Origin of the sequence: Mycobacterium helveticum (genome assembly GCF_007714205.1) — a bacterium.
GTDB classification, from domain to species: Bacteria; Actinomycetota; Actinomycetes; order Mycobacteriales; family Mycobacteriaceae; genus Mycobacterium; species Mycobacterium helveticum.
The window spans coordinates 1-21572 of the sequence record NZ_VMQU01000094.1; the positions used below are offsets into that span (position 1 = coordinate 1).

General features: G+C 70.8%; 23 protein-coding genes and 2 pseudogenes. 14 read left to right on the forward strand and 11 right to left on the reverse strand.

Annotated elements, in window-relative coordinates; translation table 11 throughout:
- The coding region (locus FPZ47_RS19355; protein WP_144953470.1) for an oxygenase MpaB family protein at positions 1 to 765 on the reverse strand (765 nt) is incomplete at its 3' end.
- Positions 766 to 878: 113 nt separating this feature from the next.
- Here FPZ47_RS19355 and FPZ47_RS19360 point away from each other — a divergent pair.
- The 3 genes from FPZ47_RS19360 to FPZ47_RS19370 all read left to right on the forward strand — a co-directional run bounded on the left by FPZ47_RS19360 (position 879) and on the right by FPZ47_RS19370 (position 3761).
- On the forward strand, positions 879 to 1472 hold the full coding sequence (locus FPZ47_RS19360) for a TetR/AcrR family transcriptional regulator (RefSeq protein WP_144953467.1): 594 nt from the start codon (positions 879 to 881) through the stop codon (positions 1470 to 1472).
- A gap of 43 nt (positions 1473 to 1515) precedes the next feature.
- Complete coding sequence (locus tag FPZ47_RS19365; protein WP_144953464.1) at positions 1516 to 2892, forward strand: adenylate/guanylate cyclase domain-containing protein; 1377 nt, start codon at positions 1516 to 1518, stop codon at positions 2890 to 2892.
- Between the two features lie 122 nt (positions 2893 to 3014).
- Positions 3015 to 3761 carry a class I SAM-dependent methyltransferase gene (locus tag FPZ47_RS19370; protein WP_144953461.1) on the forward strand — a complete coding sequence of 249 codons (747 nt, stop codon included), beginning with the start codon at positions 3015 to 3017 and terminating at the stop codon, positions 3759 to 3761.
- Between the two features lie 35 nt (positions 3762 to 3796).
- On the opposite strand, the gene FPZ47_RS19375 is transcribed toward FPZ47_RS19370, so the two are convergent.
- The 3 genes from FPZ47_RS19375 to FPZ47_RS19385 form a co-directional block, all read right to left on the reverse strand.
- Positions 3797 to 4249 (reverse strand): SRPBCC family protein, encoded by a 453-nt coding sequence (locus tag FPZ47_RS19375; protein WP_144953458.1) that lies wholly within the window; start codon positions 4247 to 4249, stop codon positions 3797 to 3799.
- 130 nt (positions 4250 to 4379) lie between these two features.
- On the reverse strand, positions 4380 to 5237 hold the full coding sequence (locus FPZ47_RS19380; protein WP_144953455.1) for an SDR family oxidoreductase: 858 nt from the start codon (positions 5235 to 5237) through the stop codon (positions 4380 to 4382).
- Complete coding sequence (locus tag FPZ47_RS19385; protein ID WP_144953452.1) at positions 5153 to 5581, reverse strand: hypothetical protein; 429 nt, start codon at positions 5579 to 5581, stop codon at positions 5153 to 5155. Before FPZ47_RS19385 ends, FPZ47_RS19380 begins: the two co-directional genes overlap by 85 nt.
- A 92-nt stretch (positions 5582 to 5673) precedes the next feature.
- Between FPZ47_RS19385 and FPZ47_RS19390 the strand changes: the two are divergent.
- Positions 5674 to 5775: pseudogene (locus FPZ47_RS19390) on the forward strand (PaaI family thioesterase); the annotation flags it as partial.
- Positions 5776 to 5793: 18 nt separating this feature from the next.
- Here FPZ47_RS19390 and trxA read toward each other — a convergent pair.
- The 3 genes from trxA to FPZ47_RS19405 are packed head-to-tail and all read right to left on the reverse strand — an operon-like array spanning position 5794 to position 7934.
- Complete coding sequence (gene trxA, locus FPZ47_RS19395; RefSeq protein ID WP_144953449.1) at positions 5794 to 6225, reverse strand: thioredoxin; 432 nt, start codon at positions 6223 to 6225, stop codon at positions 5794 to 5796.
- A 44-nt stretch (positions 6226 to 6269) separates the two neighbouring features.
- Positions 6270 to 7034, reverse strand: coding sequence for a DUF2127 domain-containing protein (locus FPZ47_RS19400; protein ID WP_144953445.1), 765 nt, complete (start codon positions 7032 to 7034; stop codon positions 6270 to 6272).
- Positions 7035 to 7082: 48 nt separating this feature from the next.
- Positions 7083 to 7934: a helix-turn-helix domain-containing protein gene (locus tag FPZ47_RS19405; protein ID WP_246133471.1), complete on the reverse strand. Its 852-nt coding sequence runs from the start codon at positions 7932 to 7934 to the stop codon at positions 7083 to 7085.
- Positions 7935 to 8147: 213 nt separating this feature from the next.
- On the opposite strand from FPZ47_RS19405, the gene FPZ47_RS19410 reads away from it, so the two are divergent.
- The 5 genes from FPZ47_RS19410 (at position 8148) to FPZ47_RS19430 (ending at position 12968) form a co-directional block, all read left to right on the forward strand.
- Positions 8148 to 8564: a nuclear transport factor 2 family protein gene (locus FPZ47_RS19410; protein ID WP_144953442.1), complete on the forward strand. Its 417-nt coding sequence runs from the start codon at positions 8148 to 8150 to the stop codon at positions 8562 to 8564.
- On the forward strand, positions 8561 to 9385 hold the full coding sequence (locus FPZ47_RS19415) for an SDR family NAD(P)-dependent oxidoreductase (protein ID WP_144953438.1): 825 nt from the start codon (positions 8561 to 8563) through the stop codon (positions 9383 to 9385). The genes FPZ47_RS19410 and FPZ47_RS19415 overlap by 4 nt, the downstream gene beginning before the upstream one ends.
- A 250-nt stretch (positions 9386 to 9635) precedes the next feature.
- Positions 9636 to 10940 carry a sodium:proton exchanger gene (locus tag FPZ47_RS19420; protein WP_144953435.1) on the forward strand — a complete coding sequence of 435 codons (1305 nt, stop codon included), beginning with the start codon at positions 9636 to 9638 and terminating at the stop codon, positions 10938 to 10940.
- A 24-nt stretch (positions 10941 to 10964) separates the two neighbouring features.
- Positions 10965 to 11804, forward strand: a complete 840-nt coding sequence (locus tag FPZ47_RS19425) for an SDR family oxidoreductase (RefSeq protein ID WP_144953431.1) — start codon at positions 10965 to 10967, stop codon at positions 11802 to 11804.
- 6 nt (positions 11805 to 11810) lie between these two features.
- Complete coding sequence (locus FPZ47_RS19430) at positions 11811 to 12968, forward strand: Zn-dependent alcohol dehydrogenase (RefSeq protein WP_144953428.1); 1158 nt, start codon at positions 11811 to 11813, stop codon at positions 12966 to 12968.
- Here the strand turns inward: FPZ47_RS19430 and FPZ47_RS19435 are convergent.
- Genes FPZ47_RS19435 through FPZ47_RS19445 form a run of 3 tightly spaced genes read right to left on the reverse strand, consistent with a single transcriptional unit; the run spans position 12924 to position 16965 of the window.
- Positions 12924 to 14513 carry a flavin-containing monooxygenase gene (locus FPZ47_RS19435; RefSeq protein ID WP_144953425.1) on the reverse strand — a complete coding sequence of 530 codons (1590 nt, stop codon included), beginning with the start codon at positions 14511 to 14513 and terminating at the stop codon, positions 12924 to 12926. The genes FPZ47_RS19430 and FPZ47_RS19435 overlap by 45 nt on opposite strands.
- Positions 14510 to 16318 carry a flavin-containing monooxygenase gene (locus FPZ47_RS19440; protein ID WP_144953422.1) on the reverse strand — a complete coding sequence of 603 codons (1809 nt, stop codon included), beginning with the start codon at positions 16316 to 16318 and terminating at the stop codon, positions 14510 to 14512. Before FPZ47_RS19440 ends, FPZ47_RS19435 begins: the two co-directional genes overlap by 4 nt.
- Before the next feature lie 47 nt (positions 16319 to 16365).
- Entirely contained in the window at positions 16366 to 16965 is a 600-nt protein-coding gene (locus FPZ47_RS19445; protein ID WP_144953419.1) for a TetR/AcrR family transcriptional regulator, read from the reverse strand.
- A gap of 141 nt (positions 16966 to 17106) precedes the next feature.
- On the opposite strand from FPZ47_RS19445, the gene FPZ47_RS19450 reads away from it, so the two are divergent.
- Complete coding sequence (locus FPZ47_RS19450) at positions 17107 to 17748, forward strand: TetR/AcrR family transcriptional regulator (RefSeq protein ID WP_144953417.1); 642 nt, start codon at positions 17107 to 17109, stop codon at positions 17746 to 17748.
- A gap of 115 nt (positions 17749 to 17863) precedes the next feature.
- On the opposite strand, the gene FPZ47_RS19455 is transcribed toward FPZ47_RS19450, so the two are convergent.
- Positions 17864 to 18331, reverse strand: a complete 468-nt coding sequence (locus FPZ47_RS19455; protein WP_144953415.1) for an SRPBCC family protein — start codon at positions 18329 to 18331, stop codon at positions 17864 to 17866.
- Between the two features lie 114 nt (positions 18332 to 18445).
- Here FPZ47_RS19455 and FPZ47_RS19460 point away from each other — a divergent pair.
- The 4 genes and pseudogenes from FPZ47_RS19460 to FPZ47_RS30705 form a co-directional block, all read left to right on the forward strand.
- Positions 18446 to 19268: pseudogene (locus FPZ47_RS19460) on the forward strand (mycofactocin-coupled SDR family oxidoreductase).
- 122 nt (positions 19269 to 19390) lie between these two features.
- Entirely contained in the window at positions 19391 to 19603 is a 213-nt protein-coding gene (locus FPZ47_RS19465; RefSeq protein ID WP_144953412.1) for a heavy-metal-associated domain-containing protein, read from the forward strand.
- 191 nt (positions 19604 to 19794) lie between these two features.
- Positions 19795 to 21159, forward strand: a complete 1365-nt coding sequence (locus FPZ47_RS19470; RefSeq protein WP_144953409.1) for an alpha/beta hydrolase — start codon at positions 19795 to 19797, stop codon at positions 21157 to 21159.
- 138 nt (positions 21160 to 21297) lie between these two features.
- The coding region (locus FPZ47_RS30705; protein ID WP_428321249.1) for a twin-arginine translocation signal domain-containing protein at positions 21298 to 21572 on the forward strand (275 nt) is incomplete at its 3' end.

The following is a 21572-nucleotide window of genomic DNA, read 5'->3' on the forward strand; positions in this document are numbered from 1 at the left end:
CCTATTCTCGACGAATATCGTTCGCCAGCAAAGGCTTTCCCCGGCGTGTCTCGACTTACTTACGAACTCCTTAGTAAGTGGCGCGGACAGGATCTTCCAGGCCGGCCCGGGAATCCGGCGTGGCCGCGGGATGCCCTTGCGGATGTAGCCGGTGCCGTACAGGACGGTCTTGTGGGGGACGAACCGGTCGAGCATCTCGTCCCAGTACGCCAGGAAGTCGTCGTAGGTCTGCGGTTGCCCGCGGTCGCTGACCCCGTAGAGGCGGTACCAGGTTTTGCCCTCGTCGAAGATCTGTTCTTTCTCCGCGCGGGACAACCGGCGGATGAACGTGTCGGTCGTGTAGATGACCTGATCGACGAAAGTGGCGTGCGCCCAGTAGAAAAGCTCGGGATTTAGTGCGTGATACCTCGAGCCGTCACTGACGGTCCCCTTGATCGGCTTGTGGAAGTCGCGGACCTTGCGGCCCCAGGCGTGCGGATCGTCGGAGTACACGGTTTGCATCAGGGGCGGAGCGGTCCGCTTCGCCCGGCCCAGCGTGTCGCTGAAGACCACCGAGTGGTCCAGCACGCCCTGGGCGAGTTGCTCGATGCAGTTCTCGACGCCGGCCGTGCGCTGGAATCCGAAGAACTGCGTGCGGTGGTCGCCGTAGAACTTCCAGATCAGCGAGTCGGGCCCCAGTCGCGGCGAGGCGTCGTGGCCCTCCCCGTCGACCAGCACGGGCACCGCTTCGCGAACACCGCGCTCGAACCGGGATCCGGCGGACATGCTCGCCCCTCGTCATCGCGCGGTCATCGCGCGCCTTGCGCATCATTGGTACAAATCCGTATCTTTGTGTCAACGTAGCATTCCTGCGCCGAGATTGCAGGGGGTCGTGGTCCATGCGGTTTGACAGCCCTGGCGGCAATCTCGGCGAGAAATCCGACCTCGACCGGGTCATCCTGGATACCGCGCGGACGGTGTTCGAGACCTACGGCGTGCGCCGGGCGAACATCGAGGACGTCGCCGCCCGCGCGGGAGTCAGCCGCAGCACCGTCTACCGGCGCTTTCCCAGCAAGGACGACCTGTTCGAGAAGGTGGTCCGCCGCGAGGCCGGCCACTTCTTCGGCACGCTGGAGAGGGCCACCACCGGATGCAGCCCGCGGCAGGCCGTGGTCGAGGCGTTCGCCCTGGGGGTGCGACTGGTGCAGGACTCGCCGCTGTACTCCCGGATCGTCGAGAGCGAACCGGAGTTGTTCGGGCTGTTCTCGCGCTCCGAGGTCTTCCCGATCCGGCAGTTCGCCGACGGGATCGCCCACACGCTGCGGCGCTGCGGCGCCGACCTGCCCGACCCCGAGTTGGCCGACGTCGCCGACATCCTGCTGCGGGTCGCCCTCGGCATCATCGTCTTCCCCACCGACCGCCTCGACACCGCGGACCCGGCCGCCGTGCGGGACTACGCCGCCCGCTACCTCGTCCCGATCATCGACTGCTAGCGAAGGGGGCGAACCAGTCGGCGACCTGGATTAGCCTGGACCGGTGGTGCCGGTAACGCGGACCCGTTATGCCAGTTGCGGCGAGATCGACATCGCCTATCAGGTCTTCGGCGATGGCCCGGTCGACCTGCTGGTGTTGCCGGGGCCGTTCATCCCTATCGACTGCGTCGACGGCGAGCCGTCGATGTACCGCTTTCATCGGCGACTGGCGTCGTTTGCCCGCGTGATCCGCTTCGACCACCGCGGGATCGGCCTGTCCTCGCGGGTCCCGTCGCCGGACATGATCGGCCCGGAGCCCTGGGCGAACGACGCGATCGCGGTCTTGAACGCGGTCGGGTGCGAGCGCGCGACCGTGCTGGCCCCGAGCTTCACGTCGTTGGCCGGCATCGTCCTGGCCGCCGACCACCCCGAACGGGTGAGCAGCCTGGTGACCGTCAACGGCGCGGCGCGCACCCTGCGCGCACCGGATTACCCGATCGGCGCCGACCTGAGCACAACCGACCCGTACACGACGACCGCGATGGAGCCGGATGCTGTCGAACAGGGCTTCGACCTGCTCGGCATCATCGCGCCCAGCGTCGCCGACGACGACGCCTTTCGCGCCTGGTGGGACATGGCCGGCAACCGGGCGGCGTCGCCGAGCATGGCGCGCACCTTCGTCCGGAAGATCCGGGAGGCCGACGTGCGCGACCGACTCGAACGCATCAGCGTGCCGACCCTGATCCTGCACCGCGACAACCCGGCCTTCAGCCCCGTCGCGCACGCCCGCTACCTCGCCGAGCGCATCCCCGGATCGCGCCTGGTGGAACTCGCGGGCGAGGACGCCCTGTACTGGGTGGGCGACACCGGCCCGATGCTCGACGAGATCGAGGAGTTCATCACCGGGGTGCGCGGCGGCTCCGATGCCGAGCGGCTGCTCACGACGATCGTGTTCACCGACATCGTCGGCTCCACCGAACGTGCCGCGTCGCTCGGGGACCACCGCTGGCGCGACCTGCTGGACAACCACGACGCCATCGTGCGCCGCGAGCTGCAGCGCTTCGGTGGTCACGAAGTCAACACGGCCGGCGACGGATTCGTCGCGACGTTCAGCAGCCCCAGCGCCGCGCTCGCCTGCGCCGATGCCCTCGTGGACGCCGTGCGCGTGCTGGGCATCCAGGTGCGGGTGGGGATCCATGCGGGCGAGGTCGAGGTGCGCGGCGCCGCGAAAGACGACGTCGCCGGGATGGCCGTGCACATCGGCGCGCGGGTGGGCGCGCTGGCCGGCCCGAGCGAAGTGCTGGTGTCCTCGACGGTGCGCGACATCGTCACCGGGTCGCGGCACAGGTTCGACGACCGCGGCGAGGGCGCGCTCAAGGGCGTGCCGGGCCAGTGGCGCCTGTACGCCCTGTCCCGCGAGCCGGCCATCGTCGGCCGTTAACGCACCCCACATTCACCGGACAGTCGGGCGCCCCCGGCCCGGCGTAGGCTGACAACGAGGGGTATCCGAGCCATGGCCGCCAATTTTGGCGTACAGCTTGGCATTTGATCAAAGGAGCACAAATGACCGATGTGCACGTCTCGCTGCCGCCCGCGTTGCGCCGCGCGGTGGACCTACTTGCCGATCCCCCGGCGGACCCCGACGTCAGCAAGGGGTATCTCGACCTCCTCGGCACCGCATCGGCCGGGGACACCGCCGTCGCGAAGAACACCGGCCCGATCCAGGCCGCGTGGGCGTCGCCGATCGGGTCGATGCTCTACGACAACGCCCAGGCCCTGTCGCGGCGGCTGATCAGTGCCTGGCGCCACCCCGTCGAGTGGCTGAACATCCCGGCCGGGGGTACGGCGCTCGACGTCGGCTCGGGTCCCGGCAACGTCACCGCGTCGCTGGCGCGTGCGGCCGGCCCGGACGGGGTGGCCCTGGGTGTCGACATCTCCGAGGCGATGCTGGCGCGGGCCGTGCGCAACGAGGCGGGTCCGCAGGTCGGCTTCATCCGGGCCGATGCTCAGCGACTTCCTTTGCGCGACAACACCGTCGACGCGATCGTCTCGATCGCCGTGCTGCAGCTGATCCCGGACCCGGCGGCCGCCCTGGCCGAGATGGCCCGGGTACTGCGGGCGGGCGGGCGACTGGCCGTCATGGTCCCGACGGCCGGGCGGGCCGCCCGGCTGTGGCAGATGCTGCCCAACATCGGGGCACACGCCTTCGGGGACGACGAGATCGGCGACATCCTGGAGGACCACGGGTTCGCCAGCGTGCGCGTCACGAACCTCGGGACGCTGCAGTGGGTGCGCGCCGGGAAGGGATGAGCCGGGGCTGACGGTACCGGCTCGTCGAGGTCGCCTCAGTCGGCCCGCGCCAGCTCGGCGAGCCGGTCCAGCGACGCCCGCAACTTCTCGGGCGTGGTCGCCCGGGCCCGTTCGAGGCGCGTCTGGTCGGTCAGCGCGGTCCAGTCGTAGGTATGGGTCACGCTGGTGAGGTCGGCGGCGAGCGACTCGAGCTGCCAGCGCCACAGGTGGCCGGGCGGCTGTTTTCCCTTTTCGGCCGGCAGCCAGGCGATCTGACTGTCCTCGATGAACTCCACCACGTGGTTCTCCCGGACGGCGCCGTTGGTCAGCGTGGTCTTGAAGATGTCGCCGACCCGGTGCACGCGCTGCCCGGGGGCGGCCGAGGCGAGGTTGTCGTTGCCGTCCCAGCTCGGCTGCCGCGAGGGGTCGGCGATCAGTTCGAAGATCCGGTTGGCGCCGGCTGAGATGACGCGGGTGACGCTGACGATGCGTTCCTCGATGTCGGACATATCGCCATCCAAGCACGTCGCCGGCGGTGCCACAGCTGCCGGACGGCGCCGTCAGCAGCGTTGGGCTCCCCTGCGCATCAACCGCGCTTCGGCCGCCAGCGGGCGCGGCGGCGGGTCGCGTCACACGCGCTCAGCCCCCGGGCCGGCTCCGGCGCCTGAACCGGAGCAGATATCCGGGCAGCCGGTGCGCGGGGATCGCGGTGGGCCAGTCGTCGGCACGGAAGTAGGCGTCCGATCCGCCGTCGACGAACACGACACTGCCACACAGGAAGTCGGCGGAGTCCGACAGCATGAAGCACATCCAGTCGGCCATGTGCCGGGCCTCGCCGAACCCGCCGACGGGAACCGGGAACGACCGGACCGCCTTGGCCTGCCTGGGCGTCGAAAGTTGCTCTTGCAGAAGCGGAGTCATGATGGCGCCGGGCGCCAGGGCATTCAGGCGCACCCCCGACCCCGCCCACTCCGGCAGCACCGCGTGCCGGCGCACCCAGCGACTGACCGCGATCTTGGATGCCGCGTACATCATCGTCGGCGCGCCCGGCCCGTAGAACCGCACCGCCCGCACCGCCTTGTCGGCGTCATGGGCCAGCAGGGCCCGCACGGCGCGCCCGGGGACCGCGGGCACCGTCGTCGTGGAGTTGCTGGCGACGACGACGACCTTGGCGCGTTCGGCCGCGGCCAGCGCCGGCCGCCAGGCCACCAGGGGCTCGACGACCCCCAGGTAGTTGACCTGGGCGATCTGGCGCACCCGGTCCGGACCCGGAGCCGGGCCCAGACCGGCGGCCAGCACGGCGCCGTCGAGCCTGCCGCCCGCGGCCGCCACAACGGCGTCGGCGGCGTCCCGGCGCCCGTGCGGCGTCGACAGGTCGGCGACGACGTCGGCGTCTTTGACGTCGACGCCGATCACGGTGTGGCCGTCGCCGCGGAGCCGCTGCGCGGTCTCGCGGCCCATCCCGGAAGCCGACCCGGTGATCGCGTAAGTGCCCATGGATATCTCCGTTCCTGCCACGGGCAGTATGCCGCCGGGGCGGCCTGCGCGCCGCGGGCCAGCCCCCACCGGTCGTGGGTCGCCTTGGTGATGCTGCCCGCCCACCGCGCCGTCGACTCGACCGTCAGGTCGCGTTTCCGCTCAGCCCAGCCATCCTCGTCGTGGCCCAGACCAGTCCGCACCCGCGCCGCCAGATCAGCGCCGGCCAAACGGCCCAGATGAGTGCCCACCCGCCGCAGCACCGCCTCGTCGGCGGCGGTGAGCCCTTTCAGTCGGGTGCGGATGCACACACCCGCCGCCGGGTCGGCGACGAACGGGGCAGCGATCTCACGCAGGATGGTCATGACGGCGGCCTCCGTCGAGACCCTGACCGCAACGCCCGCCGCAACTCATCCATGACCGGCATCATTCACCCGACCTCTGACAACAGCCTTCCGAAGGGGTGAAGATCTTCGCCGCCGGCCACCTCGCCGACGAGGACGGCCTCACCGTCGAGGCCGAGGGCATCTTCATCCTGCCCAGGCAGTACCGGGGCTGACCGGCCCGTCGCGGCACCTCAGTTCAGCGTGTCGTCGACCCAGGTGCGCAGGGCGGGCAGCGGCGCGGCACCGGACTGCCGGGCGAGCACCCGGCCGTTCCGCAGCAGCAGCAGGGTCGGCACCGCGCGGACCGCGAACCGCTGAGACAGCGCGGGTGCCGCGTCGACGTCGACCTTGACCAGTTTCAGCCGGCCCGCCCGCTCCCGCGCCAGCTGCTCGAGGGCCGGGCTGACCGTCCGGCACGGACCACACCAGGTCGCCCACAGGTCGACCAGCACCGGCACCGACGACTTCTCGGCGACGTCGGCAAAGGAGTCGTCGCGGGCGTCGACGATCCATGGAAGCCACTGCCGGCACTGCGCGCAGCGGGGTTTGCCGGCCGCCGCGGAGGGCACGCGGTTCTTCCGCCCGCAATGGGGGCAGGTCACGATGCGCGCATTGTCGCTCATGCCGGCAATTCCACCACGAAATCGGCGTGTGCATGGGCGAAAGATCAAGCCCTGGCGGCGGCGTCCTCGATGTCGAGGAGCTGTTCGCCGCGCCGTTGCGTCTCGTAGGCCGTGCGGCCGCCCCGCAGCCCGAACAGTCGCTTGGAGACGAGCAGGTAGACGACGGCGGCCACGTTGATGGTGAAGGTCACCGCCCGGGTCGTCGTGACCCCGTTGGCCAGCTCGGAGATCTCGAGCGGCAGAAACACCGAGGTGGCCACCACCGCGAAGTACTCACCCCAGCGTGTCAACAACCACAGCCCGACCCCTTCGACGACCTCGACCAGGGCGTAGGCGGTCAACGCCACCGTCAGCAGGGCCAGCGTGGACGGCTTGGCGGCCAACGCCTTCTCCAGCTCGTGCACCGCCGTCATTTGGTCGACCTGGAATCCGTTGGCGCGCAGCAGGGGTAGGTCGCGGTCGAGCGTGGCCTGGATGGATCCCCGCGCACCGCGAAACTTCCACACCGCGTAGGCCGCCAGCCCGATCAGCAGCGCCCGGAGCAGGCGTTCGGCCCCGAGGGCCCGGACGATGATCGCCTGGCGCAAAGCCTTGCCGCGCAATATGGTCGGGGCGTCCTCGGTGCGGCCGTGACCGCGCGGCTCGCCGAGGACGAACTCGGCGCAGCGCAGGCAGCGCCACACCGGTCCCACGGCGGTGTCGCCGCGCAGCCGGCGGGCCAGGGCCTCGTCGTCCGGCGCGAAGGTGGCATGCCCCCCGAGGCCGCAGGTGACCAACTCCCAGCGGTTGCCGCCGCGATCCTTACGCATGGCCCCCGATCATCCAGTGCGGTCAGCAAACGACGCAAGAGGGCGCGCTCAACCGCGCCCCGCGTCCGGATCGAGCCGGGATTCACTGAGCGCCTTCGCCTCCTCGGCGAGCCGTTTCCCGATCGCGCGGACCTGCCGCGCGCTCAGCGGGCACAGTGGGTGCACGGCCAGCATCAGCGCGACGAGGCCCCTCTGGTCGAAAACCGGTGCGGCGACGGTCACCACGGGCTGCTTGCGGCGTCCGGGGTTGTCGTCGGAGAGAAAGCCGATGGTGGTGAACTCGGCCAGCAACTGCTCGAGGATCTGCCGCACCGGGCTGGGCATGTCACTGCTGTTCAGCGTGCCGACCACCTGGACGGCCTGCGCCAGCGCGGGCGTCGTCCAGTCCACGTCGTAACCGCGCTCGCGCGTGCGTTCCAGCACCCGCGCCAGCCGCTGCGCGCGGTCGGCGTTGTCACCCGCGCCGCGGTGGATCCACGCGCGTTGTTCCTCCGCGCTGTCCCACGCGGCGAACGCGACGCCGAAGGGCGGGGCGTAGGGGATGCGGTCGCCCGGTATGCCCGACGGCTGGGTGGCGGGCTCCCCCTCGAACGCCGTGACGACCAGGGAGTCGCCGAATCGCTCGACCACCGAACCGGCGTAGCCGACCTCGCGGGACAGCCGCAACGCGGCCGACCGGGCCGCGTGCGTCAGCGGCCGCGCGGTGTCGGTGCGCGCGGCGACCACGGCGAGCGCGGGGCCGAGAGTGAACGTCTTGGCCACCGGGTCGCGGCTGGCCCATCCGCGGTCGCACAGGGTCTTGAGTATGGCGTGCACCGTCGCCTGGGTGAGGTCGAGTTCGCGCACGATGTCGGAGAAGCGCAGTTGCCTGTTGCCGGCGCGCGCGAGCAACTCGACCACGTCGAGTACCCGCGCCGTCGGCGCCGATGTCGCTCCGCGAATCGCTTGACTCCTTTGTGCCGGGATTCCTACAGTAAAGCCGCACTTTCGATATTTTGTATCGGTTATTCGAGAACATCGCGGCCGATGCCTGCGCGCTGTCGTGTTGCGGGACGGGGCGCGCCGCTCCGTGGTCCCGCCCCGGATCGCGGTCCATCCGAACGGAGACACCCCATGACCGAACCCGAAGACCGCCAGGACATCTCCGATCTACTGGTGCGCTATGCCACCGGGATCGACCGCCGCGACTGGCCGTTGTTGCGTACCGTGTTCACCGACGACTGCGAACTCGACTACGGCGAGATCGGCGCATGGAGCGGCGTGGACGCCGTCACCGAGTTCATGGAGCAGGTGCACGCCCCGGCGGGACATACCCTGCATCGCCTCACCAACCAGGTGATCACGGTCGCCGGCGACAGTGCCGCGGCGCGCACCTACGTCGACGCGCTGGTCATGTTCGGCGACGACCAATCCGGTGCCAACGGCATCGGCTTCTACGACGACGAGATCGTGCGGACCTGCGACGGGTGGCGCATCGCCCGGCGCCGGTTCACCGCGGTGCGGGTCGCCACGGTCGGGGAGCCCGGATGACGTTCGCGAGCAAGTACGGACCCTGGGCGCTCGTCGCGGGCGCATCGGACGGCGTGGGCGCGGCCTTTGCCCTGGGGCTCGCCGAGCGCGGCGTCAACGTGGTGCTGCTGGCACGGCGGCAGGGCGTGCTGAATCGGGTCGCCGCCGAGATAGAATCTCGCACCTCAGCCCAGACCCGCACTGTGGCAATCGATCTCGCGCGTCCGGATGCCGCGGCAGCGGTCGCGCACGCCACCGGTGACGTGGAGATCGGGTGTCTCGTCTATTGCGCCGGCGCCGACCCCGACTTCAAGCCGTTCCTTGCCAACCCGATCGAGGCCGCCGAGGCGATGGTGCAACGCAACTGCATGGTGCCCATGCAGCTGTGCCACCACTTCGCCCCGGCGATGGTCGAGCGGGGCCGCGGTGGGATCGTCATCTTCGGGTCGGGAGCCGGGCTGGCCGGCGGGCCCAACATGGTCGCCTACGGCGCCTCCAAGGCGTTCGACATGGTCTTCGCCGAAGCGTTGTGGGCCGAACTGCACGACCAGGGCGTCGACGTCCTGGGCCTCATCCTGGGCAAGACCGACACTCCGGCGCTGCGGCAGCTCGAACACAGCCGCGGCCAGCTCGGTTCGCCCGACGACGTGCCCTCCGGCGCCACCGCCGTGGACGACGTGATCGCGGAGGCATTCGAGAACCTGGCCCACGGGCCGACCTGGATGGTGGGTGCGGACCTGCGCGCGGCGACGCAGATGATGGGGTCGCTGACGCGCAACCAACTGGTGCGGCTCATGGCGCAGGCCAGCGCCGCGGCGATGGGCGCCGACCACCCCGAATAAGGGCGCCGGTGGGCGGTGCGGAACCGCCCGAACCATCGGCGCGTCGTATCACATATCGCAGTACATGTCGGCCAACCGGGCGGCGGGGTTTGCCTAAGTTTGGGTTTGGCCCGCCCAAACTTTCCGATTCCCTTGCGGGAAAAGGCTACATCGCCCCCGCCGGGGCCACGCGTCGCGTTGCTGACCGGATGCCTGACGCGTAGCTTAGGTAAGGGTTCGCTACGGTAGCCGCGCTCGACGAGTTCGAAGGATGACGATGCTCGCCACAGACAGGCCCGCAGCCGCAGTCTCGGGGGCAGCACGTTCCCCGCGGCACAGCCTGGCCCGTTCCGTGCTGATCACGACGACGTTCATCGTCCCCGCCGTGGTCGTGCGGGTCGGGGGCCTGCACCCGGAGCCGGTGGCCGCCCTGCTGATCTTCGGGGCCGCGGTGGTCTCGGCCAGCTTCCTGCTGGCCTGGGCGGCCGAGGCCGCCCGGATCGACGTCTCCGGCGGGCTGGCGACGGCCGTGCTCGCGCTGATCGCGGTGCTGCCCGAATACGCCGTTGACCTCTATTACGCGTACGTCTCGGGCCACAACCCGGAGTACACCCAATACGCCTCGGCCAACATGACCGGGTCCAACCGGCTGTTGATGGGGCTGGGCTGGCCCGTCGTCGTGCTGATCGGCATCCTGGTGGCGCGCCGGGCCGGCACCCGGAAACCCGGCGGGCTGGCGCTGCAGCCGTCCAACCGCGTCGAACTCGGCTTCCTGCTGATCGCCGGCGTGTTCGCGTTCGTCATCCCGGCGAGCTCGCAGATCCACCTGGCCACCGGGGTGGCGCTGCTGGCCTGGTTCGGCTTCTACCTCTACAAGGTCAGCCACGGCGACGTGGAGGAGCCCGACCTGATCGGCACCGCCGCCGCCCTGGGCGACCTGGCCGATCGCCGCCGGCATCTGGCCGTCGTCTGCCTGTTCGCGACCTCGGGCGCGGTGATCCTGTTCTGCGCCGAACCGTTCGCCGACAACCTGGTCGCCGCGGGCGGCGAACTGGGGATCGACCGGTTCCTGCTGGTGCAGTGGCTCGCCCCCCTGGCCTCCGAAGCCCCGGAATTCATCATCGCGACCATCCTCGCGGCGCGCGGCAGGGGCACGGCCGCCATCGCCATGCTGATCTCGGCCAAGGTGAACCAGTGGTCGCTGCTGATCGGGTCGTTACCGGTCGCCCACCTGCTCGGCGGCGGCGGCCTCTCCCTGGCCCTCGACCCGCGACAGATCGAGGAAATCCTGCTCACCGCCACCCAGACCATGATGGGGGTGGCGCTGCTCATGGGGCTGCGCTTCAACCGGGCCACGGCGTGGGCGCTGCTGGTGTTGTTCGTCGTCCAATTCCCGATCGCCTCGACGCACGGGCGGCTGCTGCTGTGCGGCGTCTACGCCGCGGTGGCCCTCGCCGGGCTGGCCGTCAACCGCCGCCAGCTGGCCGCCACCATCCGGGCGCCGTTCTTCACCACCGCCCTGCGGCACAGCGGCCACCCGCACGACCCGCCGTCCGCACCCCGGCTCCCGACGTAGCGCCGCTGCATATACCGTCCACGTATGAATCGAGTGTCGGTGATCACAGGCGGCGCGGGGGGCATGGGACGGGCCACGGCCGAAGTCGTCGGCCGCGACCACACCGTGGTGCTCTGCGACGTCAGGCGGGACCGGCTGGCGGCCGCGGCCGCCGCCCTGCAAGGGCTCGGGATCTCTCCCACGGTCGTCGACTGCGACGTGACCGACCGGCGCGCGGTCGCGGCGCTGTTCGACACCGCCAACGGCCTGGGGACCGTCGTCTCCGTCATCCACGCCGCGGGGGTGAGTCCGAGCATGGGCGCGGCCGACTACGTCATGCGGACCAACGCACTGGGCACGCTGCACGTCAACGAGGTGTTCCACGCGGTGGCCGGCGAGGGCGCCGTGATCGTCAACGTGGCGTCGATGGCGGCCCACCTGCTGCCCGCGGAACTGATTCCGGCGGAACAGTTTCCGCTGGCGCTGCGCGACGCCGACGCCTTCCTGGACGCCATGATGACGGCCTGCGACGTCGTGCCCGAGGACGGGCGATCCGGCATCGCGTACGCCGTGAGCAAGAGCTTCGTGCGGTGGTACAGCCAGTCGCAGGCGGAACGGTTCAACGCGCGCGGACTGCGCATCGTCTCGGTGTCCCCGGGGTCAATCGACACCGAGATGGGCAGGCTCGAGGAGCAGGCGGGGGCCGGGGCGATGGTCACCGAAGCCGCGGTCCCGCGGTGGGGCAGGCCGGAGGAGATGGCGGAGCTACTCGCCTTCTGCGCCAGCGCCAAAGCGGGTTATCTCACCGGCACCGACATCCTCAACGACGGCGGGGTGATCGCCTCGATGACGGAGCGGGCCCGAGCGGCCGCCGCGAACGGCTGACCTTCGATGCGAAGCCGCGCGGCGATCCTCTACGAGTACGGCCGCCCGTGGTCGGTCGAGGAGTTCGAGCTCGACCCGCCACGCGCCGGCGAGGTACTGGTGCAACTGGCCGCCACCGGCCTGTGCCACTCCGACGAGCACATCCGGCAGGGCAAGCTCGCGCCGCCCTCCGACGTGCTGAGCACTCTGGGGCTGCCGGCCATGTCGCCGACCATCGGCGGCCACGAGGGTTCCGGCGTGGTCCTCGAAGTGGGTGCGGGCGTGTCGGGTTTCACCCCGGGGGACCACGTGGTGACGTCCTTCGTCGCGGTATGCGGGCAGTGCCGATGGTGTGCCTCGGGGATGGAATACCTGTGCGACAAGGGATCCGGGACGCTGACCCCCGGCATGCCGACCGATGGCACGTTCCGCCACCACACCGCCGACGGCCGAGACCTCGGGCACGTGTCCAAGATCGGTGCCTTCGCCGAACACACCGTGGTGGCGGCGGATTCGCTCATCAAGATCGACCGGGACGTTCCGCTGGTGCCCGCCGCGCTGCTGGCCTGCGCGGTGCCGACCGGGTACGGTTCGGCGGCTCGGCGTGCGGGCGTGCGCGGCGGCGACACCGCGGTCGTGATCGGCGCCGGCGGCATCGGCACCGCGGCCATTCAGGGCGCCCGCATCAGCGGCGCCGCCCGCATCGTCGCGGTCGACGTCAACGAGTTCAAGCGGCAGTCAGCGCCGCGCTTCGGGGCCACCCACACCGCGGCGACGGCGGCCGAGGCGCTCGAGTTGGTGCGCGAGCTGACCCGCGGCGTGATGGCCGACGCGGTCATCGTGTCCCCCGCGATGATCGGCGAGGCCGACGTGGGCGAGGCGCTCGCGCTCACCCGCAAGGGCGGCACCTGCGTGCTCACCGGGCTGCCGGCTCCGGCGCTGCGCTCGGTGGCGTTGGCGTTGCAGGACTTCATCCTGATGAACAAGACGTTGTGCGGCACGGTGTTCGGGTCCTGCAACCCCAAGAGCGACATTCCGATGCTGGCCACGCTCTACGGGTCGGGCCGACTGCTGCTCGACGAGATGATCACCCGGCGCTACGGGCTCGACGACATCAACGACGCCTACGCCGACCTGGCCTCAGGCCAGTTGATCCGCGGCGTGATCGATTTCGGCACCGGCTGATCCCCGCCCGGCCGGCGGGACCGTGCCGGTGCGGTGCACCCAGTCGCGCCGCCGCAGCCGCCACGTCCGGCGGGCGTATTCCAGCTCGGTGTAGGGCCATTGGGTGACGATGCGGCCCGTCGGCGAGCGAAAGTAACTGTCGCACTGCGTCCAGATGGTGCGCTCGAGGGCGGCGGAAAGTTCCTCGTTGTAACGCTTTTCGGCATCGGGGCGCACGTCGACGTCGCCGCCCCGGCGCGCCACCCGGCTCACCGCGCTGGCCACCAGCCGCGCGCCGGCCTCCAGGATGTAGACGATCGAGTTGCCGCCCTGGTTGGTGTTGGGGCCGTAGAGCATGAAGAAGTTCGGGAATCCGCTGACCGCCACACCCAGGTAGGCGCTGGGGTCCTCGCCCCAGCGCTCGTGCAGGCTGTCGCCGTCGCGCCCGATCACCTCGATACCGCTGAGGTAGTGACTGGTCTGGAATCCGGTGGCACACACGATCGCATCGACGTCGACCACGCGGCCGCCGGCCGTGACGATCGACGTCTCGGTGACCCGTGCGATCGGGTCGGTCACCAGTTCGACGTGCTCCTGCTGCAGTGCCAGGTAGTAGTCGGCGCCCAGCAGCACCCGCTTGCAGCGGAACGGGTAGTCGGGCGTGAGCGCGCGGCGCAACCGCTCGTCGGGCACGGTGCGCTCCAGGAAGGAGGCCGCGATCTGTGCGCGACCGGCGGCCGTCGGATCGTCGAGTGCGTTGCCGGTGAAGTCGTGGAACTGCTTCCAGACCCGCCACCGTTCCCGCCGGGCGGCCCAGGGGTGGCGGCGGAACCGCGCCAGCTCGCCGGCGCTGAACGCGCGGTCGTCCTTGGGCACCATCCACGGGGGCGTTCGCTGGAAGACGGTGAGACGCGCGGCGATTCGCGCCAGTTCCGGGACCGCCTGCACCGCGCTGGCTCCGGTGCCGATCACCCCGACTTTCCTGCCGGCCAGGTCCACGTCCCGGTCCCAGGCGGAGGTGTGCATGAGGTGGCCGCGGTAGCCGGCCAGGCCCTCGATGTCGGGCAGCTTGGACGCGCCGAACAGGCCGGCGGCACTGACCACCACATCGGCCACCAGCGTGGAGGTGTCACCGTCGGCCTGCTGCAGCTGCACTTCCCACTGCCGGGCGTCCTCGTTCCACCGAGCCCGCCGCACACGGGTCCGCAGGATCAGGTGCCGGCGCAGGTCGAAGTCGTCGACCACCGATTCCAGGTACGCCAGAATCTCCGGCTGGCGGGCGTACGTACGGCTCCAGTTCGGGTTCAGCGCAAAGGAGAACGAGTAGAGGTGACTCTGCACGTCGCACGCCGCCCCCGGGTAGGTGTTGCGCCGCCAGGTACCTCCTACCCCGTCCTCCCCGTCGACGATCACCAGGTCGTCGATGCCGGCGCTGCGTAGCGCCACCGCCGCCCCGAGGCCGCCGAAGCCCGCGCCGATGATCGCGACCCGCGGCGAGCGTCGCCGCCGCGTCGCCGCCCTCACCCGGCCGACGGCGTAGCGCCGGCGCGCCTGCCGGCTCGTCACGCGGCGGCCTCGCCGCCGCGCAGCAGGAGGCCCTCCAGGTCCCCCCGTGCGCGCCATGCCCGCAGGATGTCGGCGTACTCGGTGGGCCCGCCGAAGAAGAAGCTGCCCTGCCGGGTCTTGGCGTCCGCCTTGCCTTCCCGGTTGTAGTAGCCGGGAGTGCAGGTCGCCGCGCGCTCGGCGGTGGCGGCCGACCGGGCCACGACGGTGTCGACCCAGGCGGCTTCCGCATCCGGTGACGCCTCGACCTCGGCGACGCCGCGTTCGGTTGCCCACGCGATGATCCACGCGGTGTGGGTGGCCTGCACGTCGAGCAGATACGGGAAGTTCACCGTCAGCCCGGCCTGGGAGATGCTTTCGATGAAGCAGTTCGGGAAACCGTTGGCACACAGGCCCTGGAAGGTGCGCACACCGTCGCTCCACCGTTGCGTGAGCGTCACCCCGTCGCGCCCGACCAGCTCGAAGCCGGTGCGACGGCAGTAGTCGGTGCCGACCTCGAATCCCGTTGCGAAGATCAAACAGTCGAGCTCGTAGGTCACGCCGTCCACGACGACGCCGGACTCGGTGATGCGCTGCACCCCGCGGCCGCGGGTGTCGACCAGGGTGACGTTGTCGCGGTTGAACGTCTGCAGGTACTCGTCGTGGAAGCAGGGCCGCTTGCAGAAGTAGCCGTACCACGGCTTGAGCGCCTCGGCGGTGGCGCGGTCGGAGACGATCTCGTCGACCCGCGCCCGGATCTCCTCCATCTTGGCGAAGTCCGCCAACTCGATGTCGCGGCCGCGTTGCTCGGGGTCCACCGACCCGCCGGCGCCGTCACCGTCGTGGCGCATCACGGGAAGCTTGCGGGTGATGCTCGTCCACGCGTCGGCGACGAGGTCTTCGGAGGCCTGCCCGCCGGCGGTGAGGATCTGGAAGTTCTCGATGCGCTCACGCTGCCAGCCGGGCCGCAGCGTGTCGGCCCACCCTGGCTCGGTGGGCCGGTTGGCCCGCACGTCCACCGACGACGGCGTGCGCTGGAAGACGTAGAGCCGCCGCGCCGCCGCGGCCAGGTGCGGCACGCACTGGACCGCGGTCGCGCCCGTGCCGATGATGCCGACGCGCTTGCCGGCCAGGTTCTCCAACTGCGCGCCGGTGTAGCCGTAGTCCCACCGGCTGGTGTGGAAGGCGTGCCCGCGGAAGCGGTTGAGGCCCTCGATGCCGGGCAGTTTGGGTTTTGCCTGGTAGCCGTTGGCCATGGACACGAACTTGGCCCGCATCTCATCACCGTGGTCGGTACGGATGATCCAGCGGGAAGACTCCGCATCCCAACGGATTTCGCGAACATCGGTCCGTAGGCACGCGTTGTGGTAGAGGTCGTAGTGCCGCGCGATGCGCTGGCAGTGCGCGAAGATTTCGGCGCCCGTGGCGTATTTCTGCGTGGGGATGTAGCCGAGTTCCTCGAGTAACGGGATGTAGACATAGGATTCGACGTCGCAGGCGATTCCCGGGTACCGGTTCCAGTACCAGGTGCCGCCGACGTCGGCCGCCCGGTCGATCAGCCGCACACTGTGCACACCGAGCTGGCGCAGCCGCGCTCCGGTGAGCAGGCCGCCGAAGCCGGCGCCGATGATCGCCACGTCGACCTCGTCGGTGAGCGGGTCGCGGGTGAACGTCCCGTCCACCCAGGGGTCCTCGGCGAAGCGGGCGAACGCGCCCGCCGTCTCCACGTACTGGGCGATGCCGTCGGGCCGCAGCCGCCGCGCGCGCTCCTCCGCGTATCTGGCGCGCAGCGCCTCGACGTCGAACACGCACCCGGTGGCCTCGGTCAAGGTCTGGGCTCCTTTCCCGCGCCCCGACTATATAATCAATCGTTTGATCACATCAAGGGTGCGCCGCCGAGCAGGGTTCCCCTGACCATCCGCCTGGCCGACGCCAGCGCCGCGTGGTACTCCTCCGGCGGCAGGGTGGCCGCCAGTTCGGTCAGGCCGTAGACCAGGGAGTAGACGGCTTCGACCGCGCCGCGCGGATCCACCCGCCCGGCCAGTTCGCCGCGACGGTGCCCCTCCTCGACGACGGTCTCGACGATCGCGCGTAACGCGTGAAAGCCGGTGTCTCCCGCGGCCCGGATCGCCCACTCGAAGGCGGCCAGGTCGGGATACTCGCGCATCAGCCGGCCCGACTCCTCCAGCACGGCCTCGATGCGGTCGACGACGTCGCCGGCCCCGGCGGCGGCCGCCCGCAGCCGCGGCAGCGCCACGTCGGTCCGCTCCGCGACGGCGGCCTCGATGAGCTCGGACTTGTTCGGGAAGTAGTTGTAGAGGCTGGCGCTGGTCATCTCGGCGGTGCGGGCGATCTGGCGGATCGTCGCCCGCGAGTAGCCCACCTCGGCGACACAGCGCATGGTCGCGGCGATGATCCGCCGGCGGGTCTGTTCGCCGCTGGCGCCCACCGGGCGTCCCAGTCGCGGCGACGTCATCGTGGTGTCCTCCCCCGCACCGCACCGCCCGTCGAGCACGGTGGCGGCGCGGCCGAATATGATCGTGTGATCGATTAGTGTGGCACGGGCGTGGAGGTGCGCGGTGGGAATTCGACCGGCCGGCCGCGGGCGCCGCGCGGCATGACCGTCACCCGGTCCCGGCTGGGCCGCCCGGTGGGCGCCGACGGTGAGCGGACCCGCGCACGAATCCTGGGCGCCGCCATGCGCTGTGTCGCCGAGGTGGGCTACTCGCGGGCGACGATCCGCCAGATCGCCCGCACCGCCGAGATGACCAGCGGCAGCCTGTATCACTACTTTCCCAACAAGTCCGAGTTGCTCGACGCGGCCGCGCGCGAGATCCAGACGATCGCCCTGCCACGCCTGCGGGCCGCTGCGGCCCGAACCGACGACGTCGTCGACCGCCTCGAGGCCGTGCTGGAGGAGTCGCACCGGCTGATGCGCGAATATCCCGACCTCGCCGCGTTCGAGCGGGCAATCCGCGCCGAAAGCAGCGCCGCCGGGCCCGGCCGGCCGGCGCACCCGGGACTGCAAGTCCTGCGCGACGTCATCGGCGAGGTCGTCGAGGACGCCCGGGCACGGGGATCGCTGCCCGCCGACATCGAGCCGGGCGCCACCGTGGACGCCGTCTACGCCCTGACGCGGGGCCTGACGGAGCGGGCGGCGAGCCTGACCCCCGGCGCGTACGCGGCCACCCTCGCGTCGGCCAAGTGCCTGCTCCGCGGGACGTTGTTCACCCGCGAGCCCGGCGGTCCCCGGCGATGAGCCCGCTCACCGCCGCGGCCGGCCATCACCGACATCGCCGACACCTCGGTCAGCGCCGAAGACCATCGGCTCGCGGCCCCAACAGCTGCTCGACCAGATCCGCGGTGGCTGTGAGTCAGCGCGCGGCGTAGCGATCGCGCAGCTTGGTCAGCGTCGCCTCGATGCCCGCGGCGTTGGCCTTACGGGCCCCGCTGAGTTCGTAGTACTTGTTCTTGATCGGCCCGGCGTCGCGGTAGTCGAACGTCTCGGTGACCCGCGTCCGCGTCGGCGACAGCGACGCGAATTCCCACCGCCAGCGGTGCCCCATCGGATGACGCCACTCGACCACTTCGTTCGGCGTCAGGGCGCTCACCGTGCTGGTGATGCGGTACGGCACACCGTAGAGCTTCATGTTGGTCGAAAACTTTTCTCCGACAACGATTTCCGTCGGCGCCTTGACGGTGTCGCGAACGGTGCCCGACCCGTCGAGCTCATGGTGGCGGCGGGGGTCGGCGGCCAGCGCGTACAGTTCCGCGGCCGGCGCGTCCACGTCGACGGACCGGCTTATCTGCCGGGGTCCCGCGTCGACAACGGTAACGGTCACCATGTCTCCCTCCGGTTGGGCTTCCGCGTCACGCCGAACGTTACGCTTCGCCGAGTCGCGCTTGGTGAGACGCACTTGTGGAGACGCGCTTGCGGAGAAAGGAAACCAGCAGCCATGAGCCAGTCGATCCCGGGCAGGGTGGCGTTGATAACGGGCGCCGCACGCGGACAGGGCCGCGCGCACGCGGTACGGCTCAGCGCCGAGGGCGCCGACATCATCGCGGTCGACATCGCCGGGCCCCTGCCGCCCAGCGTTCCCTACGACTCGCCGACGCCCGACGACCTGGCCGAGACGGCGCGCCTGGTCGGCGCCAACGGCAGACGGGCCCGCACCGCGGCGGTGGACATCCGCGACCTCGACGCGCTCAAAGCCGCGGTCGACCACGCGGTCGGCGAACTCGGCCGACTCGACATCATCGTCGCCAACGCCGGAATCTGCAGCCCGGCGCCCTTGGGATCAGATCACCCCCGACGCGTTTCGCGACACCATCGACACCAACGTGACCGGCACCTGGAACACCGTGATGGCCGGTGCGCCGCACATCGTCGAGGGCGGCCGCGGCGGCTCGATCGTCCTCATCGGATCGGCCGCCGGCATCAACATGCAGTCGTTCATGATCCACTACACGGCCAGCAAACACGCCGTCGTCGGGATGGCGCGCGCGTTCGCCGCCGAACTCGGCCGCCACAACATCCGGGTCAACAGCCTGAATCCGGGAGCGGTCGCCACCCCGATGGGCACCGGTCGCATGCGCGACGCCCTGCGCTCGGCCGCCGACAGCTACCCGCACCTGCGGGGCCTGCACAAGCCGCTCCTGCCGGAGGGCATCGCACAGCCCGAGGACATCGCCGACGCAGTCGCCTGGCTGGTCTCCGACGCGTCCCGGCTGGTGACGGCGAGCCAGGTGTCGGTGGACATCGGGGTCGGCTACGTCTGATGCCCACGGGTGGGCCGTCGCAGGTGGCGGCCCCGGGGGAATACCTTGGAGACCGGATCCGTTCGCCAGTTGGATACCCCAGCCGGGTATGAGGACCGATCGGATATGAGGAAAGGAGCGTCGTGACGACCAGCGAATACCAGGTCACCGGGATGACCTGCGCGCACTGCGAGGCCGCCGTCCGCAGCGAAGTGAGCCGGATCCCGGGCGTCGCCAGCGTCGACGTGAGCGCGGACACGGGCCGGCTCGTCGTCACGAGCTCGTCGCCGCTGGACACCAGGGCGGTGCTCGACGCCGTCGACGAGGCCGGCTACGAAGCGGTCCCCGTGGCGTGAGAGCGGTCCAACCCGATGCCTGCGCGCGCCGCGCGGGCGGTCGGCGGCGCCTTCGCCGTCGGTAACAGGCTGCGGTCGGCTGGCGGCACGACATGCCCGGACGGTGTGGGATAGTTGTTTCCGGCCTTTCGCGTCGTCGCCGGGGGACCATGATGCCGGCCCGCCATCGGAATTAGCTGAGGTCAGGACTGTTGAGCAACTTCATCGACCGGCTGTCCCTGCTGCACGGCTGGCTGCCGGCGGCGGCGCAGGGGCTGGCGCTGTCCGTGGCCGTCGCCGCCCCCGGGTGGCACCGCCGCCGGTGGCGTGGCCGGGCGCTGCCCGCGGCGCTGGGCGTGGCGGCGGTGGTGACGGCGCTGTCGTACTGGTACATCACCACGCTGGGCGTGGCCGGCGACCCGGCACCGGTCACGCTGTGGCTCTGGATAGCGATGACCGGACTCGCCGCCGCGGTGGTCGTGCTCGGCTGGCCGGGCGCCCGGTGGTGGCGGCGCGCGCTGGCGCTGCTGTCGGTGCCCCTGTGCGGCCTGTGCGCCGCGTTGGCGCTGAACGGCTGGGTCGGCTACTTCCCCACGGTGCTCTCCGCATGGAATCAGCTCACCGGGGTGCCCCTGCCCGACCAGATCGACCGGCTGCGGGTGACCGAGATGCAGATCGCCCGGACCCGGCCGGCCAAGGGCGTCGTGGTGCCCGTGATGACCGGCTCCGACGCGTCCCACTTCCCGCACCGCCAGGAACTGGTGTACCTACCGCCGGCCTGGTTCGGCAGCAATCCCCCGCCCCGGCTCCCGGCGGTGCTGATGATCAGTTCGGCCTTCAACACCCCGGCCGACTGGCTGCGCACCGGCAACGCATTCAACACCGTCGACGACTTCGCGGCCCGCCACCACGGGTTCGCCCCGGCCCTGGTGTTCGTCGACGCCACCGGTTCGTTCGACAACGACACCGAATGTGTCAACGGCCGCCGCGGCAACGCGGCCGACCACCTGACCAAAGAGGTTGTCCCGTTCGTCGTCTCGAACTTCGGCGTGAGCCCCGACCGTGCCAACTGGGGCGTCGTGGGCTGGTCGATGGGCGGGACGTGCGCCGTCGACCTGACGGTGATGCACCCGGACATCTTCAGCGCGTTCGTCGACATCGCCGGCGACCGCGGGCCCGACATCGGCGGCAGGGAGCAGACGCTCGCCCGGTTGTTCGCCGGCGACGCCGCCGCCTGGGCATCTTTCGACCCGGCGACCGTCATCGCCCGGCACGGTCGCTACACCGGGGTGTCGGGATGGTTCGACGTTCCGTCGTCGAGGACCCAGAACCTCGCCGAGGCCGGCCCCACCCTCGCCACCGCCAGCGTCGACCCGGCCGCCAACCCCGAGGGCCAGGACGCCGCCGCCCGTGCGCTGTGCGAGGTCGCCGGCGCGCACGGGATCGACTGCGCCGTGGTCACCCAGCCCGGCCGGCACGACTGGCCGTTCGCCGCCCGGGCCTTCGCCGCCTCGCTGCCGTGGCTGGCCGCGAAACTGAGCACCCCGGAGACCGAACCCATCCCGTTCCGGCATTGACCCCGCGCCTCGACCGGCGGCCCGCCGGGACCGGTCGCGCGCGGTGCGAAATCGTTGCCAATTCGATGCGGATTTCACAACTGACCCTCCCGTCACGATTCCGGCGTATTTGCTGGGGCGGTGCTAGCGTTCGCTGCTGTGGCAGCAAGGTCAGGCGCAGCACAGCCGGGTAATGCGGGCGGGCGGCGCGGGGCGACGCCGTGCGCACGGCCCGCGGTTTCTCCACCCGACCGGCACGGGCCGGCGATGAACCGCCGCCGCTTCCTCGGGTCGCTCGCCGCGTCGGTGGTCGCCGGCGTCGGCGCCGCGCGCCTCGTCGTCGACCCGCAGCCCCGGACATTCGCGCAGGTTCCGGCCGGTTCCGTGCCCACCTCCGGCCCCCTCGCCCCGGAGGCACTGCACATCTCCGCGCC

What these genes read in the sequence shown, in the direction of transcription:
- FPZ47_RS19360 (WP_144953467.1), top strand. Translation starts at nt 879, where the DNA reads ATGCGGTTTGACAGCCCTGGCGGCAATCTCGGCGAGAAATCCGACCTC.
- FPZ47_RS19370 (WP_144953461.1), top strand. Translation starts at nt 3,015, where the DNA reads ATGACCGATGTGCACGTCTCGCTGCCGCCCGCGTTGCGCCGCGCGGTG.
- FPZ47_RS19375 (WP_144953458.1), bottom strand. Translation starts at nt 4,249, where the DNA reads ATGTCCGACATCGAGGAACGCATCGTCAGCGTCACCCGCGTCATCTCA.
- FPZ47_RS19380 (WP_144953455.1), bottom strand. Translation starts at nt 5,237, where the DNA reads ATGGGCACTTACGCGATCACCGGGTCGGCTTCCGGGATGGGCCGCGAG.
- FPZ47_RS19385 (WP_144953452.1), bottom strand. Translation starts at nt 5,581, where the DNA reads ATGACCATCCTGCGTGAGATCGCTGCCCCGTTCGTCGCCGACCCGGCG.
- trxA (WP_144953449.1), bottom strand. Translation starts at nt 6,225, where the DNA reads ATGAGCGACAATGCGCGCATCGTGACCTGCCCCCATTGCGGGCGGAAG.
- FPZ47_RS19400 (WP_144953445.1), bottom strand. Translation starts at nt 7,034, where the DNA reads ATGCGTAAGGATCGCGGCGGCAACCGCTGGGAGTTGGTCACCTGCGGC.
- FPZ47_RS19410 (WP_144953442.1), top strand. Translation starts at nt 8,148, where the DNA reads ATGACCGAACCCGAAGACCGCCAGGACATCTCCGATCTACTGGTGCGC.
- FPZ47_RS19415 (WP_144953438.1), top strand. Translation starts at nt 8,561, where the DNA reads ATGACGTTCGCGAGCAAGTACGGACCCTGGGCGCTCGTCGCGGGCGCA.
- FPZ47_RS19420 (WP_144953435.1), top strand. Translation starts at nt 9,636, where the DNA reads ATGACGATGCTCGCCACAGACAGGCCCGCAGCCGCAGTCTCGGGGGCA.
- FPZ47_RS19425 (WP_144953431.1), top strand. Translation starts at nt 10,965, where the DNA reads ATGAATCGAGTGTCGGTGATCACAGGCGGCGCGGGGGGCATGGGACGG.
- FPZ47_RS19430 (WP_144953428.1), top strand. Translation starts at nt 11,811, where the DNA reads ATGCGAAGCCGCGCGGCGATCCTCTACGAGTACGGCCGCCCGTGGTCG.
- FPZ47_RS19445 (WP_144953419.1), bottom strand. Translation starts at nt 16,965, where the DNA reads ATGACGTCGCCGCGACTGGGACGCCCGGTGGGCGCCAGCGGCGAACAG.
- FPZ47_RS19450 (WP_144953417.1), top strand. Translation starts at nt 17,107, where the DNA reads ATGACCGTCACCCGGTCCCGGCTGGGCCGCCCGGTGGGCGCCGACGGT.